The following is a 13,951-nucleotide window of genomic DNA, read 5'->3' on the forward strand; positions in this document are numbered from 1 at the left end:
CCGCTCACTTGCGGAACGCGTCGACCAGGGCCTGGCCCTCCGGTCCGGCCTTCTCCAGCCATTCCTTGAGCATGGTGTCACCGACTTTCTTCATGTCGGCCTTGAGCGCCGCCGGTGCAGGCAGGATCTGCATGCCGCCGGCCTTGAGCTTGTCCAGGCTTTCGGTGTTGGCTTTCTTGCTCTCCGCCCAGCCGCGCGTCTCGGCCTCGGCGGCCGCCTTCATCACCGCGTCTTGCGTGGGCTTGTCCAGCGCGTCAAAGGCCTTCTTGTTGACCAGCAGCGCGTTCTTGGGCAACCAGGCCTGGGTGTCGTACCAGTACTTCACGTGCTCATACAGCTTGGCGTCGGCACCGGTGGAGCCGCTGGACATCATGCTTTCGGTCACGCCGGTGGCAAAGGCCTGGCTGACCTCGGCGGCCTGCACCGTCACCGGCTGCGCACCCACCAGTTCGGCGATGCGGGCGGTGGCCGGACTGTAGGCGCGCCACTTGATGCCCTTGAGATCGGCCGCGCTGTTCAGCGGCTTCTTGCTGTAGACGCCCTGCGGCGGCCACGGCACCGCGTACAGGACCATCATGCCCTGCTCGGCCAGCTTCTTCTCCAGCACCGGGCGCTGCACCTTCCACAGCTTGGCGGCTTCCTCGTAGCTGTCGGCCACGAACGGCAGGCCGTCGGCGCCGAAGACCTGCCACTCGTTCTGGTAGTTCACCAGCAGGATCTCGCCGGCCTGCGCCTGACCGCCCTGCACGGCGCGCTTGATCTCGGGCGCCTTGAACAGCGAGGCGTTGGCGTGCACCGTGATCTTGAGCTTGCCCCCGCTGGCCTTGTCCACGTCGGCGGCGAACTGGCTGATGTTCACCGTGTGGAAGTTGGTGGCCGGGTAGGCGGTGGCCAGGTCCCATTTGGCCTGCGCAAACGCCGAGGTCGAGAACGCGACGGCGGCAGCGGCCATGGAGAGTTGAAAAGCGCGACGTTTCATGAGAGCTCCGGGTGCAAGGTTGAACAGAACGCAGACGAACTGCGGGAAACGGGTGCGTGGACTGTAGAAGCCAGGGCGATTCATTGTGACCAGTGTTTTCCCTAATCGTCAACAAATCGTTGGCAAATCGTCGTCAAATCCATAAACTCGACCGCCGACGACGGAGTCCAACCATGGCCAGATCCCCCAAAGCAAGCACCACGCCAGTCCCCACCACCAGCCAGGGCGCGCACATCGTGTCGTCGGCGCACCTGGTCTCGCCCCAGAGCGCGGAGATGAGCGAGTTCGAGTTCGGCCTGATCGTGGCCAGCAACGCCTTCCACCGCTGGGTGGTGCATTGCATGTCGGCCGCCGGCCTGAAAGACCTGATGCCGCTGGACGTGCTGGTGCTGCACCACGTCACCCACCGTGCTCGCGACAAGCGGCTGTCCGACATCTGCTTCATCATGAACATCGAGGACACCCACCTGGTCAACTACTCGCTCAAGAAGCTGGTGAGCTTGGGCATGGTGGTGTCCAGCAAGTCGGGCAAGGAGGTCACCTACGCGGCCACCGAGACCGGCGGCGCCATGGTGCAGCGCTACCGCGAGATCCGCGAGCAATGCCTGATCCAGGCGCTGCACGCCGACGACGGCCTGAACAAGGACATCGGCGAGCTGGCCCGGCTGCTGCGCGTGCTCTCGGGCATGTACGACCAGGCGGCCCGGTCTGCGGCGTCGTTGTGAACAGCATCGCTTGCGCCCCCCGTCTGCTGCCGCTGGGCGACAGCGCCTGGACCGTGGAGTTCGGCCAGGGGGTCGACGCGGTCACCAATGCGCGCGTCATGGGTCTGGCCGCGAGCCTTGCACAGGCTCGCGAGACCGACCAGCGGTTGTCCTGCATCGCCGACGTGGTGCCGACGTTCCGCTCCCTCACGGTGCATTTCGACCCATGGACGACCGACGCCGGTGCGCTGGGCCGGGCGCTGCTCGACCTGGCCCGTCAAGATACCCGGGTGGCCACCACGGGCCACCGGTGGCGCCTGCCGGTGTGCTTCGACGCAGACTTCGCCCCCGACCTGGCGCGCGTGTGCGAGCTCAGGCAGTTGTCGCGTGCGCAGCTGATCGGGCAATTGCTCGGCGCCACGTTTCGCGTCTACATGCTCGGCTTCCAGCCAGGGTTTCCCTACATGGGTGGCCTGCCGCCCGCGCTGAACACGCCGCGCCTGCCCTCCCCGCGCCAGAAGGTGCCGGCGCAATCGGTGGCGATCGCGCTGGACATGTGTTCGGTCTACCCCTGGGAAAGCCCGGGCGGCTGGAACCTGCTGGGACGCACGCCGGTCGTGCTGTTCGACCCGAACCAGGCCGGACAGCCAGCCATGCTGGCGGCGGGCGACGAGGTGGCCTGGGTCGAGGTGGACCGGGCCACCCACGACCGGCTCGCGGCCGACATTGCGCGGGGCCTGCCGCGCGCGACCTTTCTGAAGGCCTCAGCAGCATGAACGGTGTGCTCGACATCCTGCAACCGGGCATCGGCTGCACGGTACAGGACGGCGGGCGGCCCGGCCACCGCCAGCATGGCCTGCCAGTCTCGGGCTGGCTGGACGCACCGCTGGCCCGCGCCGCCAATGCGCTGCTGGGCAACCCACTGGATGCCGCGGTGCTGGAGTTGCGTGGCGTCGGTACGGTGCTGCGTGTGCTGGCAGGGCCGGTGCGGGTGGCTCTGGCCGGGCGCATCGGCGCGGTGTGCGTGCGCGAGGGCGGTGGCCGCGCCTCGCTGCCCGCCTGGCAGAGCGCAACCCTGCGCGAGGGTGATCTGCTGCAACTCGGCGCCGCCGACAGCGGCTGCGCCTACCTCGCGGTCTCGGGCGGCATCGATCTCGCGCCCGCGTTTGGCAGTCGCTCCAGTTACTGGCGCGCCGGCCTGACTGGCTTGCTGGGCCGGGCCTTCCAGCCCGGCGACCGCCTGCCCTGCGGCGAATGGCTCGACGCCAACCCACGCGAATGGCGCAGCCGCTCCTCCTGGGAACACGACGGCGGTCCGATCCGCGTGATCCAGGGGCCGCAGGACGACCATTTCACGGCCGAAGCCTTGGCCCGCTTCTTCGGCCAGGAGTGGGCGTCCACCCCCGCCCAGGACCGCATGGGCCTGCGGCTGCAGGGAGAGGCGCTCACCCACATCCGCCCCGACGCGGCCGACATCGTCTCCGACGGGGTGACACCCGGCGCCATCCAGGTGCCCGCCAACGGCCAGCCCATCGTGCTGCTGGCCGACGGACAGACCGTGGGGGGCTACCCCAAGATCGCGACCGTGATCACGGCAGACCTGCCGCGCCTGGCCCACCTGCGGCCGGGCACAGGCGTGCGTTTCGAAGCAGTCACGCACGAGCAGGCACTTGCCGCGCTGCGCGGGCAGCGAGAACGCTGGCAAGCCTGGCTGACCGGCATCGAGGCCTTTCTCCCTCCCGGCCACATTGACGAAGCTGCGCTGTATCGTGAGAACCTGATATCCGGCATGCTGGCCACTCACCCCGAAGAAAACACCCCATGACCCTCACCGTCAACCTCAACGCCGACCTCGGCGAAAGCTTCGGCGCCTGGCACATGGGCAACGACGAAAGCCTGCTGCCGCTGATCGGCAGCGCCAACATCGCCTGTGGCTTCCACGCCGGCGACCCGGTCGTGATGCGCGAGACCGTGCGCCTGGCGCTGGCCAACGGCGTGAGCCTGGGTGCGCACCCGTCGTTCCCCGACCTGCCCGGCTTTGGCCGGCGCGCGATGCAGATGTCGCCCCGGGAGCTGGAAGCCACCATCCTCTACCAGGTCGGCGCGCTGCAGGCCATGGCCGCCGCCGAAGGTGGCCGGGTCACGCACGTCAAGCCGCATGGCGCGCTCAACAACATGGCCTGCGCCGACGAGGCGATGGCCGCCACGGTGGCCCGTGCCGTTCGGGCGCTGGACCGCGAACTGATCCTGCTGGCCCCGGCGCACTCCGCGCTGGAGCGGGCGGGCGAGGTGGCGGGCCTGCGGGTGCGCCGCGAGGTGTTCGCCGACCGGACCTACCAGGGCGACGGCCAGCTCACGCCACGTTCGGTGCCGGGCTCGGTGCTGCACGAAGCGCAGGATTGCGTGGACCAGGTGCTGCGCATGCTCGAAGCCGGCGGCGTGGTCTCCACCGACGGACGGCTGCTGCACACCCCCATCGACAGCATCTGCGTGCACGGCGACGGCCCCGCCGCCGTGGCGACGGCGCGGCGGATCCAGATCGCACTGCAGGGCGCCGGCTACCGGCTCGTGCCGCTGCCCGACCTGCCCTGATGCGAGAGGCCGGCTGGGTATCATCGAACCCGAGGTGCGCGATACCGCGTGACCACCCGTTCGAAGGAAATCCGTGTTCAAGAATGTGACGATCTACCGCATCGCGCCCGGCTGGGACGCGACGCTGGAGTCGATGGAAGCCGCGCTGGACGCGGTGCGTTTCGTGCCCTGCAGCGCCTCGCAGGACAAATCGGTCGGCTGGGCCGAGCCGCGGGGCGAGGAACATGGCCCGCTGGTCGAATCCGTGGCCGGCCAGCGCATCCTCAAGCTGGTGATCGAGACCAAGGCCGTGCCGGGCAGCGTGGTGAAGGAAAAGGCCCAGGAAGCGGCCGACCACATCGAGGCCACCACCGGCCGCAAGCCCGGCAAGAAGGAAACCAAGGAGTTGCGCGAAGACGCGCTGCAGTCGCTGCTGCCGCAGGCCTTTCCGCGCCGTGGCAGCGTCTGGGTCTGGTTCGATCTGAAAAACGGTCTGCTGGTCACCGACGCCGGCAGCCAGGGCAAGAACGACGAGGTCGTGACCGAGCTGGTGCGCGTGTTCGACGGCCTGGCCCTCACGCTGCTGCAGACCGCCATGACGCCGCAGACCGTGATGACGCAGTGGCTGGCGACCACTGAGCCCGAGAACGACTGGCCCGAGGGCTTCAACGTCGAACGCGAGTGCGAACTCAAGTCGGCCGACGAAGAGAAGTCGTCCATCAAGTTCACGCGCCACCACCTGCTGACCGACGAGGTGCGCAAGCACCTCACCGAAGGCAAGCTGCCCACGCGGCTGGCGCTGAGCTGGGAAGGCCGCATCGGCTTCACGCTCACCGAGTCCATGCAGCTCAAGAAGCTGGCCTTCCTCGAGGGCGTGTTCGACGACCGTGCCAACGACGACGAGAGCGGCTTCGACACCGATGTCGCGCTGGCCACGGGCGAGCTGAGCAAGCTGATCCCTGCGGTGATCGCCGCGCTGGGCGGCGAGATCGAGCCGGGTGCCGCACTGCCCGGCACATCGGATGCGCCGGCCACCGCACCCGCGAAGCCCAAGCAGGAAGCCGTCACCGCCGTCGGCGACGACGACCCGCCGTTCTGAACGCTTCAACGCGCCCCTGAGCCATGCTGCAAGTCATCGCCATCAGCCTGGGCGCCAGCGTCGGCGCGCTCTCGCGCTGGCAGCTGAGCCTGTGGCTCAACCAGGGGCACGCCGTGCTGCCCTGGGGCACGCTGGCGGCCAACTGGGCCGGGGCCTGGCTGGTGGGCGTGGCCGTGGTGTTCTTCCAGAGCCAGACGCAGCTGGACCCGGCCTGGCGCCTGGCCATCGTCACCGGCTTCCTCGGTGGCCTGACCACCTTCTCGACCTTCTCGGCCGAGGTGGTGTCCATGCTGCAGCACGCGCGTTACGCACTGGCACTGGGCACGGCCGGCCTGCATGTGCTGGGCTCGCTCGCGCTGACGGTCCTGGGCATGAAGATGGCGAACTTCTGGTGGGGAACGTCCTAAACGGGTGCGATCCCTGCAAGCTCAAACACAACAACATCAGGAGGATGATCAATGGCAACGAAAGAAAAAAAAGATGAAGGCGCCCAGTTTGTTCGGTACTTCGGACCGCTTCTGGATGCACTCAGAAGTCTTGGCGGATCTGCCAAAGCCGACGAGGCGGTGGACCAAGTCGCACAGGACTTGAAGGTGTCCGATGATGTTCTCAATGAGACGCTGCCATCGGGCGGCTCACGGTTCCGAAACCAAGTGGCTTGGGCAAGGTTTTATCTCGTTCGCGAAGGTTTGATCGATTCATCCAAACATGGTGTCTGGAGCCTTACAGAAAAAGGCTTCAAGTCTTCGCTCACGCAAGAGCAGTCCCGGAACCTGTTTCTGAAGTGGGTCAAGATTTTCCAGGAACAGCGAAAGCAAAAGGAACAGAACGAGCCCGTTGCGGAACAAGTTGCGGAGGGGACAGGAGCGGTGTCAAAAGACTACCGAGAGGAAGTACTCGACGTATTGCTCAGCCTGCCTCCAGCAGGTTTCGAGCGCCTGTCACAGCGCCTTTTACGTGAAGCGGGGTTCACACAGGTCGCGGTCACTGGTCAGAGTGGCGACGGCGGTATCGACGGCTTCGGCATTCTTCAGGTAAATCCATTGGTTTCGTTCAAGGTGCTGTTCCAGTGCAAGCGGTACGCAAAGTCGGTTGCCCCCTCGCAAGTGCGTGACTTCCGAGGTGCAATGTCTGGACGTGCCGACAAGGGAATCATCATCACGACAGGCACATTCACTGCAGAAGCCAAGAGAGAGGCCACGCGGGACGGAGCACCTCCTATCGAACTGATCGATGGAGAGAAACTCATTGACATGCTGGAATCACTGGAGCTCGGTCTCAAACCGGTAAAGACCTTTGAGGTTGCGCACTCGTTCTTCAACGAGTTCAAAGCCTGAGCCGATACTTCTGAGCCGAACACATGCCAGCCTGCACCATCTCGCCCACCGACCGCCGTCGCCAGGTCCGTCTCGTCGGCAACGATCTGATCAAACACTACGGAAAGAAACGCTACTACTCGGTCGACGAAGTCAAACGGGCCAACCAGCGGCAGAAGATCGACATCGACTTCGTGTGCTGGTCGCATGCCAGCTTCAACTCGCACCAGGACTTTGATGACTTCCACCGGTCAATCGGCGAGACCTGCAACTACGTTTCGATGAAGAGCGACATGCTCAGCTCGGTGAGCACCGCCAGCGACACCTCCTGGTTCGACGTCGACCTGTCCTGGCTGCAGTTTCCCGACATCGACTTCTCGTTGTTCGATTTCATCGACTTTTGACGGCCCTGCGCGGACTGGCCACCGGCGCGACCTTGGCCGCCGGGCGCCTCAGCGCCACCATCTGGATCGGGATCAGGTGCGGCAGCTGCCCGGCCACCGCGGCGGACGCCGCCGTGGGCGCCAGCAGATCCGACAGCGTGACACCATCGAGCGCCGTCAGGAAGGCCTGCATGGCCGTGCCCAGCGCACCCTTGAGCCGACAGTAACCATCCAGACGGCAGGTGTTGCTCTGCCCGTCGAAGCACTCGACCAGGTTCAGGTCGGGTTCGGTCTCGCGGACGATCTGGCCCAGGGTCAGCGAGCGTGGATCGGCCAGCAGGCGCAGACCGCCGCCCCGCCCCCGCGTGGTGGCCAGCCAGCCGTGGCCGGCAAGGATCATCACGATCTTGGTCAGGTGGCTGCGCGAGATGCCGTGCGCCTCAGCGATCTCGCTGACGGTGGGCGGCAGGGCGCGGCCTTCGCAGGCCGCGCAATACATCAGGACGCGCAGGCTGTAGTCGGTCCACTGGGTCAGTCGCATCGGATTGCCATCTTGCTCGGGATACAGCCCGGGGTAGCTGCATCTGCACTCTACCCCGATTTTCCGGGCCTCTGGCGACCGATCATTTGATGAAGCGCACCTGCTGGTTGATCTTCTCCAGGATCGGCTTCTTCTTCTCGTTGAAGACCGCCTTGTTCTCCTCGATCAGGTTCTTGCCCTTGGTGTCGATCGAGATGATCAGCGGGCCGAACTCCTTGACGCGGTTGACCCAGAGGGTCTCGGGCATGCCCAGGTCGGTCCACTCGGCGGCCTCGATCTTTTCCACCTGGGTGGCGGCCAGCACCGCGCAGCCGCCGGGGAAGATGGCGTGCACCGCCTTGTTCTCCAGGCAGCCCTGCTGCGTCTCGGGGCCCATGCCGCCCTTGCCCACGATCAGCTTGACGCCGGTCTGTTCGATGAAGGCCTTCTCAAACTTCTCCATGCGCATGCTGGTGGTCGGTCCGATGGAGACCATCTCGTACTCGCCGTCGTCTTTCTGGCGCACGATGGGCCCGGCGTGGAAGATCGCGCCACCCTTGAGTTGCACTGGCAGTTCGCGGCCCTGTTCGATCAGGCGGCGGTGCGCCACGTCGCGGCAGGTCACCAGCGTGCCGGTGAGGTAGACCACGTCGCCGATGTTCAGCGACTCCAGGTCTTCGTCCCTGATGGGGGTGGTGAGGATTTTTTTCATCGCCGGGCCGCTCCCAAGATGAAAAGCACCCCCTGGGGGGCAACGACCCGCGCAGCGGCGGAGTGTGGGGGGATGTGTTTCATGCTTGAAAGCCTTCGTGCGAGATGACTTCGTGCGTCAGATCGGCGTTGATCTTGATGCGGCCGCGGCGGTGCGCCCAGCAGCCGGTGGACACCGCCACACCGATGGTGGACGGGTGGCGCGCGGACGATTCGATGTTCACGCCCATCACGCTGTTGTTGCCGGTCAGGCCTTGCGGGCCCAGGCCCAGTTCGTTCAGGCCGTCGGCCAGCAGCTCTTCCATCAGCGCCGCTTTGTCGTTCGGGTTGCGCGAGGTGACGGGCCGCAGAATCGCCTTCTTGGACAGGCGCGCCGCGGTCTCGGCCGAGGTGGACACACCCACCCCCACCAGCAGCGGCGGGCAGGCGTTGACACCGCGCGAGGTAATGACGTCGAACACGAACTCGGCCACGCCTTCGTAGCCCTGTCCCGGCATCAGCACCGTGGCCTTGCCCGGCAGCGTGCAGCCGCCGCCGGCCATGTAGACGTCGATGGTCACGCTGTCGTCGTTGGGCACGATCTCCCAGTCCAGCCAGGGGATCTTGCTGCCGGTGTTGGTGCCGGTGTTCTTCTCTTCGAAGGTCTCCACCGCGTTGTGGCGCAGCGGGCCCATGCGGGTGGCGCCGGCGGTGGCACCCTGCAGGATTTCCTCCAGCTCGCCGAGCAGCGGGAACTTCGCACCGGCCTGCAGGAAGTACTGGATCACGCCGGTGTCCTGGCAGCTCGGGCGGTCGAGCTTGTCGGCCGCTTCCTGGTTCTGGCGCATCGACTCGTAGACCTCTTTGGCGAGGAAGTTGACTTCCTTCTCGCGCAGTTCGCCGAGCTTCTGGGTCACGTCGGTGGGCAGGCGCTTGCCGATGTGGGAGGTGAATTTCGCCAGCAGATCGGTCAGATCGGCGACGGCGGTGGCTTTGTCCACGGTGGGCTCCTGGGTGGGTGTGAAGGGGGCGGAGGGGTTCACTCGATGACGACCTTGGCGGCCTTGACGAGGGTGGAGAACTTGGCGGTCTCGTCCCTGATCTGGCGCGCCATCTCTTCGGGCTTGTCGCCGATGGGCTGGGCGCCGATCTCGTCCATGCGTTTGACGAAATCGGGCGAGTGGATGATCTTGACCATCTCGGCGTTCAGGCGGGCCACCACGTCCTTGGGCGTCGCCGCGGGAGCGAGCACGCCGAACCAGGTGCCGATGTTGAAGCCCTTGAGGCCGGCTTCTTCGAGCGTCGGCACGTCGGGCAGCGCGGCCGAGCGCCTGGCGGTGGTCACGGCCAGGGCGCGCAGCTTGCCGGCCTTGATGTGCGGCAGCACCGGCGTGACGGTGTCGAAGCTCATCGTGATCTGGCCGCCCAGCAGGTCGGTCGCCATCGGGCCCGAACCCTTGTAGGGAATGTGCGTGAGGTTGATGGCGGTGAGGTTCTCGAACTGCGTGCCGATCAGGTGCTGCGCCGTGCCGTTGCCGTTGGAGCCGAACACGGCCTTGTCGGGCTTGGCCTTGAGGAAGCTCTGCAGCTCGGCCACGTTCTTCACCGGCGTGCTGGCATTGACCACCAGCACGTTGGGCACCATCGCGATCGTGGTGATGGGCGCCAGGTCCTTCTGGAAGTCGTAGGGCAGCTTGGGATAGACGCTGGTGGCAATCGTGTGGTGCACCGCGCCGACCAGCAGCACATGGCCGTCGGCCTTGGCCTTGGCCACGTAGTCGGCGCCGATGGTGGCGCCCGCACCCGGCTTGTTTTCCACCACCACCGGCGTCGACAGCGCGGTCGACAGGCGCTCGCCCAGGGCGCGCGCCAGCACGTCGGTGGTGCCGCCCGGCGGGAACGGCACGATCAGGCTGATGGGCTTGGCCGGGAAGGTCTGGGCCCAGGCACCGCCAGCGCCGAAGGTGGCGGCCAGGGTCAGGGTGCCAGCGAGGCCGAGCAGTGCGCGGCGCGGGAGGTGTGGGGTCATGTCTTGTCTCCGTCGGGTTGGAATGTGGTCTGACGGAGCGGACTGTAGGTTTCAGGGCCTCCGATCAATCACCCGGAAACTGAATCCATAATTAACCTGAACTCAACAATCAGGAGACGCAGTGGGCGAAGGCATCCAGCCGGCCGATCTCGGCTTTTTCTCCACGCTGGCGAGCGCCGGCAGCCTGAGCGCGGCGGCGCGCGAGCTGGGCATCACCACCCCGGCGGTGAGCCGGCACCTGGCGCAGATGGAGGCGCGGCTGGGCGTCGGCCTGGTCAACCGCACGACGCGGCGCATGGGTCTCACGCCCGAGGGTGAGCTGTACCTGGAACATGCGCGCCGCATCCTGGGCGAGATCCAGGACCTGGGCGAACTGCTGGGCGCGTCCAAGTCCAGCCCGCAGGGCCTGCTGCGCGTCAACGCCACGCTGGGCTTCGGCCGCACCCACATCGCGCCGCTGATCTCACGCTTCGTGCGGCTGCACCCGAGCGTGGACGTGCAGCTGCAGCTCTCGGTCAATCCGCCGCCGCTGACCGACGACGCGTTCGATGTCTGCATCCGTTTTGGCGCACCGCCGGATGCGCGCGTGATCGCACGCCACATCGCGCCCAACCGGCGACTGCTCTGCGCCTCGCCGGCCTACCTGAAGAAGCACGGCACGCCACGCACGCCGCACGAGCTGACGCGCCACAACTGCATCGGCATCCGGCAGGGGGAAGAGGCCTACGGCACCTGGCGCCTCACGCACGGCAAGGGCCGGCAGGCACAGACCGAAGCGGTCAAGACACGCGGCAGCCTGACCACCAACGACGGGGAGATTGCGGTGAACTGGGCGCTCGACGGGCACGGCATCCTGATGCGCGCCGAGTGGGACATCGAGCGCTACCTCAAGAGCGGGCGGCTGGTGCAGGTGCTGCCGCAGTGCTTCACGCCCGACGCCGACATCTACGCGGTCTACCCGCAGCGCCACCAGATGGCGGCGCGGGTGCGCAGCTTTGTCGACTTCGTGGCACAGGCCTTTGCCCGGGCCGACGGGTCGGGCGATCGACCCGGAAGGAACGTCAGTACTTGACGTTGGCGCGATCCACCGAGAGGCCGGCGATTTCGCAGGAGAAGGTCTCCAGACCGTTGGGGCGCAGCAGATGGCCGCGGGCCAGGGTTTCGTAGGCCTTGAGCTTCTCTGGCGCCACATACGGCTGCACCAGGCTCACTTTCTGTTCGGGCGTGAGGGACTTGTCCAGCAGGCGGCTGACCCGGCTGTCGAAGCAGGACTCGGCGTTCAGGTGCTTGAAGGCCAGCTCGCGCTGGTATTTGCCCGACTGCAGGCTCGCTTCGATCGCCTGCTTGTAGGGAGAGACATAGGCGCTGGCGGCTTCATTGACCTTGGGGTCACCGAACTGGGTGATCTGTGCCTGGAAGACCGGTTTGGCAGCCGCCGTGGGCACGGACACCGGTGCGGTGGAACAGGCCGTCAGCGCCAGGATGGCGCCAGCAGACAGGACGGTGGCGATGAGCTTCATGTCGTTCCCTTTCAAGCGTTGGACTTCGTGGCCAGCCCCCGATCAAGGGCCGGGGTCTGAGAAGTACATCGGCGGGAAACGGGAGAAATTGACCGCCCGAACAAAGCTTTACAACGGACACCCAAGTGTTAAACGGCCCGTGGCGCACAACACCAAAGTTCAACCGCCGCCGCGCTGCATCGCCAGATCGAAGGGCTTCATGAAGGCCAGCCGCTGCCCGGCGTCCAGCCCGCGGAACTCGAACGACACGCCCAGCCGCCGCATCACCAGCAGCGCGATGCGGCGCTCGGGCAAGGTGTGCCAGGCGATCCGCAGGGTACCGGTACCGATCTGCACCACGGCGCAATGGTGGCCGTCCATGGACCACGGGTGACCAGCCCCGATGGCGCGCGGCAGCGCCGCCAGCCATTCGGCCTCGGAGGTGCCCATGTCGCGCTCGAAGCGCTCCGGATAGGACGACTGCATGGTTCTGGTCCGCCGCCGGTCTCAGCCGCCCGCGATCGGCGGCCAGATGGCCAGCACATCGCCTTCGGCGAGCGTGGCCGTCAGGCGCAGTTCGGGCGCGATGTACCTGCCGTTGACCAGCACCAGATGCACCAGCTTCGGCGGCAGGCCGAAGGGCTCGATGATCTGGCTGATCGGGGCATCCGGCGCCACCTCCAGTTCAACCTGGTTGCTGCGCCGGGCGTCGGGGGGCAGGTAGTCGGTGAGCGTGGCAAAGAGCTTGAAGGTGATCTTCATGCCCGGATCATGCCCGGCGTCGGTCGTCGGCCGCGCCCGCCCAGTGCCCTTGGCCCTGCGCCGCAGAGAGGTAAGCATCCATCAGCTTCGTGGGATCGGCGATCAGCCGGTCTTTCCACTCGCCGAGCCGGACCTGGCCTTCGACCAGGCCACGCATCACGCCCACATGCTCGGTCCAGCCCACGCTGTTGCAACCAACCATCTGGTCGCCCTTGAACTGCAGGCTCAGGTGCTTGTGGTTGGCCTTGTCGGTCAGTTCCACATGCTCACCGCCCGGCAGGCCTTCCCAGTTGCCGAAGCTGCTGGAGATCAGGCCCAGGGTGTCGAGCACGTTGATCTGCGTCACGCCCATCAGCTCGGCCTTCTGGCCGACCATGTTGAGCGCCGCCACGCGCGCCTGCTCGGCGGCATTGGGCTGGATCGCGCTGACGATGGTCTTGCCGCTGACCTTGTCGAAGGCCTCGGCGCAGTCGCCCGCAGCGTAGATGCCGGGCACATTGGTCTGCAGGTGCTCGTCGGTCAGCACGCCGACCAGGCAGCGCACGCCGGAGTTTTCCAGGAAGCCGATGTTGGGCTTGACGCCGGTGGCGCTGATGACCAGGTCGGCTTCGAGCTGCTGGCCGGTGGACAGACGCACCGTCATCTTGCCCGTGGGCATGGCCGAACTGCCCAGACCCACGACCTGCGCGATCTTGCCCAGCAGGCCGGGCTCGGCCTGTGCACCGCGTTCGATGGCCTCGACCCGGGCGCCGGTGTAGACCTTCACGCCCTTGGTCTCGCACCAGTCCTTGATCATGCCGCCGGCCGTCGGGCCCATCATGCGCGGCACCATGCGGTCGCCCATCTCGACCACCGACAGTTCCACGCCGCGCTGCTGCAGCGCTTCCATGATGATGCAGCCGATGAAGCCAGCGCCCATCTGCAGCACCTTGGCGCCCGGCTTGGCCAGGTTGGCGATCGCGCGCGCGTCGGCCAGGGTCCAGCAGCTGTGCACGCCGGGGCCCTGGATGCCGGGAATCGGCGGCGTCGCGGGCGAGGAGCCGGTGGCGATCAGCAGCGTGTCGAAGCCGATGGTGTTGCCGTCGCTCAGTTCGATGGTCCGCTTGGCGGAGTCCAGCACCTTGGCGCGCACACCGCGCTTGACCGTGATGCCCAGCGCCTCGAAGTGGCCTGCCGTGTGGCGCAGGTGTGTGCCCTCTTCGCCGACCTTGCGGATCAGCAGGTAGGGAATGGCCATGCGGGAGTACGGCGCTTCGTTCTCGTCGCCGATCACGGTGATGGTGTCGCGCGGTGCGTGCTTGCGGATGGTTTCGGCCGCGATGACGCCGGCGGGGCCGGCGCCGAGGATGACGTGGTGGGTCATGTTGATGTTCTCCAAAAAAAAGAAGCGGTCACGGGG

18 protein-coding genes are annotated in these 13,951 nt (G+C 66.5%); 9 read left to right on the forward strand and 9 right to left on the reverse strand.

All coding sequences use genetic code 11. From position 1 onward, the window contains the following. Positions 1-4: 4 nt before the first annotated feature. Positions 5-979 carry a TRAP transporter substrate-binding protein gene (locus tag ACS5NL_RS15910; protein ID WP_439354896.1) on the reverse strand — a complete coding sequence of 325 codons (975 nt, stop codon included), beginning with the start codon at positions 977-979 and terminating at the stop codon, positions 5-7. Positions 980-1,152: 173 nt separating this feature from the next. Here ACS5NL_RS15910 and ACS5NL_RS15915 point away from each other — a divergent pair, with 173 nt between their 5' ends. The 8 genes from ACS5NL_RS15915 (at position 1,153) to ACS5NL_RS15950 (ending at position 7,073) form a co-directional block, all read left to right on the forward strand. After that, on the forward strand, positions 1,153-1,704 hold the full coding sequence (locus tag ACS5NL_RS15915) for a winged helix DNA-binding protein (protein WP_439354897.1): 552 nt from the start codon (positions 1,153-1,155) through the stop codon (positions 1,702-1,704). Beyond that, positions 1,701-2,459, forward strand: coding sequence for a 5-oxoprolinase subunit PxpB (pxpB, locus tag ACS5NL_RS15920; protein WP_439354898.1), 759 nt, complete (start codon positions 1,701-1,703; stop codon positions 2,457-2,459). Before ACS5NL_RS15915 ends, pxpB begins: the two co-directional genes overlap by 4 nt. Continuing rightward, positions 2,456-3,508 carry a 5-oxoprolinase subunit C family protein gene (locus tag ACS5NL_RS15925; RefSeq protein WP_439354899.1) on the forward strand — a complete coding sequence of 351 codons (1,053 nt, stop codon included), beginning with the start codon at positions 2,456-2,458 and terminating at the stop codon, positions 3,506-3,508. Before pxpB ends, ACS5NL_RS15925 begins: the two co-directional genes overlap by 4 nt. Beyond that, complete coding sequence (locus ACS5NL_RS15930) at positions 3,505-4,275, forward strand: LamB/YcsF family protein (protein ID WP_439354900.1); 771 nt, start codon at positions 3,505-3,507, stop codon at positions 4,273-4,275. The genes ACS5NL_RS15925 and ACS5NL_RS15930 overlap by 4 nt, the downstream gene beginning before the upstream one ends. Before the next feature lie 73 nt (positions 4,276-4,348). Further along, on the forward strand, positions 4,349-5,353 hold the full coding sequence (locus ACS5NL_RS15935) for a recombination-associated protein RdgC (RefSeq protein ID WP_439354901.1): 1,005 nt from the start codon (positions 4,349-4,351) through the stop codon (positions 5,351-5,353). A gap of 23 nt (positions 5,354-5,376) precedes the next feature. Continuing rightward, positions 5,377-5,760 carry a fluoride efflux transporter CrcB gene (gene crcB / locus ACS5NL_RS15940; RefSeq protein ID WP_439354902.1) on the forward strand — a complete coding sequence of 128 codons (384 nt, stop codon included), beginning with the start codon at positions 5,377-5,379 and terminating at the stop codon, positions 5,758-5,760. A gap of 51 nt (positions 5,761-5,811) precedes the next feature. Then, a complete protein-coding gene (locus ACS5NL_RS15945) occupies positions 5,812-6,690 on the forward strand; it encodes a restriction endonuclease (RefSeq protein WP_439354903.1) in 879 nt (292 codons plus the stop codon). A gap of 23 nt (positions 6,691-6,713) precedes the next feature. Then, on the forward strand, positions 6,714-7,073 hold the full coding sequence (locus ACS5NL_RS15950) for a DUF6559 family protein (protein ID WP_439354904.1): 360 nt from the start codon (positions 6,714-6,716) through the stop codon (positions 7,071-7,073). Here the strand turns inward: ACS5NL_RS15950 and ACS5NL_RS15955 are convergent. From ACS5NL_RS15955 to ACS5NL_RS15970, 4 genes are all read right to left on the reverse strand, one after another. Continuing rightward, positions 7,060-7,593: an RrF2 family transcriptional regulator gene (locus ACS5NL_RS15955; protein WP_439354905.1), complete on the reverse strand. Its 534-nt coding sequence runs from the start codon at positions 7,591-7,593 to the stop codon at positions 7,060-7,062. The genes ACS5NL_RS15950 and ACS5NL_RS15955 overlap by 14 nt on opposite strands. Positions 7,594-7,675: 82 nt before the next feature. Continuing rightward, positions 7,676-8,284: a L(+)-tartrate dehydratase subunit beta gene (gene ttdB / locus ACS5NL_RS15960; RefSeq protein WP_439354906.1), complete on the reverse strand. Its 609-nt coding sequence runs from the start codon at positions 8,282-8,284 to the stop codon at positions 7,676-7,678. Positions 8,285-8,363: 79 nt separating this feature from the next. Next, positions 8,364-9,263, reverse strand: coding sequence for a L(+)-tartrate dehydratase subunit alpha (ttdA, locus tag ACS5NL_RS15965; RefSeq protein ID WP_439354907.1), 900 nt, complete (start codon positions 9,261-9,263; stop codon positions 8,364-8,366). A gap of 38 nt (positions 9,264-9,301) precedes the next feature. Further along, on the reverse strand, positions 9,302-10,291 hold the full coding sequence (locus ACS5NL_RS15970; RefSeq protein WP_439354908.1) for a Bug family tripartite tricarboxylate transporter substrate binding protein: 990 nt from the start codon (positions 10,289-10,291) through the stop codon (positions 9,302-9,304). 121 nt (positions 10,292-10,412) lie between these two features. Between ACS5NL_RS15970 and ACS5NL_RS15975 the strand changes: the two genes are divergently transcribed. After that, positions 10,413-11,363 carry a LysR family transcriptional regulator gene (locus tag ACS5NL_RS15975; protein ID WP_439354909.1) on the forward strand — a complete coding sequence of 317 codons (951 nt, stop codon included), beginning with the start codon at positions 10,413-10,415 and terminating at the stop codon, positions 11,361-11,363. Here the strand turns inward: ACS5NL_RS15975 and ACS5NL_RS15980 are convergent. From ACS5NL_RS15980 to ACS5NL_RS15995, 4 genes are all read right to left on the reverse strand, one after another. Continuing rightward, positions 11,353-11,811 carry a hypothetical protein gene (locus ACS5NL_RS15980; RefSeq protein WP_439354910.1) on the reverse strand — a complete coding sequence of 153 codons (459 nt, stop codon included), beginning with the start codon at positions 11,809-11,811 and terminating at the stop codon, positions 11,353-11,355. The genes ACS5NL_RS15975 and ACS5NL_RS15980 overlap by 11 nt on opposite strands. 159 nt (positions 11,812-11,970) lie before the next feature. Further along, positions 11,971-12,276, reverse strand: coding sequence for a hypothetical protein (locus ACS5NL_RS15985; RefSeq protein ID WP_439354911.1), 306 nt, complete (start codon positions 12,274-12,276; stop codon positions 11,971-11,973). 21 nt (positions 12,277-12,297) lie between these two features. Then, positions 12,298-12,552 carry a sulfur carrier protein ThiS gene (thiS, locus tag ACS5NL_RS15990; RefSeq protein WP_439354912.1) on the reverse strand — a complete coding sequence of 85 codons (255 nt, stop codon included), beginning with the start codon at positions 12,550-12,552 and terminating at the stop codon, positions 12,298-12,300. A 7-nt stretch (positions 12,553-12,559) separates the two neighbouring features. Then, a complete protein-coding gene (locus ACS5NL_RS15995; protein WP_439354913.1) occupies positions 12,560-13,915 on the reverse strand; it encodes an NAD(P)/FAD-dependent oxidoreductase in 1,356 nt (451 codons plus the stop codon). Positions 13,916-13,951 lie beyond the last annotated feature (36 nt).

The organism is Hydrogenophaga sedimenti (assembly GCF_051857515.1).
Lineage (GTDB): Bacteria > Pseudomonadota > Gammaproteobacteria > Burkholderiales > Burkholderiaceae_C > Hydrogenophaga.

Coding starts and splice junctions, on each gene's coding strand:
- ACS5NL_RS15980 (WP_439354910.1), bottom strand. CDS start 11,811: ATGAAGCTCATCGCCACCGTCCTGTCTGCTGGCGCCATCCTGGCGCTG.
- ACS5NL_RS15930 (WP_439354900.1), top strand. CDS start 3,505: ATGACCCTCACCGTCAACCTCAACGCCGACCTCGGCGAAAGCTTCGGC.
- ACS5NL_RS15945 (WP_439354903.1), top strand. CDS start 5,812: ATGGCAACGAAAGAAAAAAAAGATGAAGGCGCCCAGTTTGTTCGGTAC.
- ACS5NL_RS15915 (WP_439354897.1), top strand. CDS start 1,153: ATGGCCAGATCCCCCAAAGCAAGCACCACGCCAGTCCCCACCACCAGC.
- ACS5NL_RS15985 (WP_439354911.1), bottom strand. CDS start 12,276: ATGCAGTCGTCCTATCCGGAGCGCTTCGAGCGCGACATGGGCACCTCC.
- ACS5NL_RS15995 (WP_439354913.1), bottom strand. CDS start 13,915: ATGACCCACCACGTCATCCTCGGCGCCGGCCCCGCCGGCGTCATCGCG.
- ACS5NL_RS15950 (WP_439354904.1), top strand. CDS start 6,714: ATGCCAGCCTGCACCATCTCGCCCACCGACCGCCGTCGCCAGGTCCGT.
- crcB (WP_439354902.1), top strand. CDS start 5,377: ATGCTGCAAGTCATCGCCATCAGCCTGGGCGCCAGCGTCGGCGCGCTC.
- ACS5NL_RS15970 (WP_439354908.1), bottom strand. CDS start 10,291: ATGACCCCACACCTCCCGCGCCGCGCACTGCTCGGCCTCGCTGGCACC.
- ACS5NL_RS15925 (WP_439354899.1), top strand. CDS start 2,456: ATGAACGGTGTGCTCGACATCCTGCAACCGGGCATCGGCTGCACGGTA.
- ACS5NL_RS15910 (WP_439354896.1), bottom strand. CDS start 979: ATGAAACGTCGCGCTTTTCAACTCTCCATGGCCGCTGCCGCCGTCGCG.
- ACS5NL_RS15955 (WP_439354905.1), bottom strand. CDS start 7,593: ATGCGACTGACCCAGTGGACCGACTACAGCCTGCGCGTCCTGATGTAT.
- ttdB (WP_439354906.1), bottom strand. CDS start 8,284: ATGAAAAAAATCCTCACCACCCCCATCAGGGACGAAGACCTGGAGTCG.
- thiS (WP_439354912.1), bottom strand. CDS start 12,552: ATGAAGATCACCTTCAAGCTCTTTGCCACGCTCACCGACTACCTGCCC.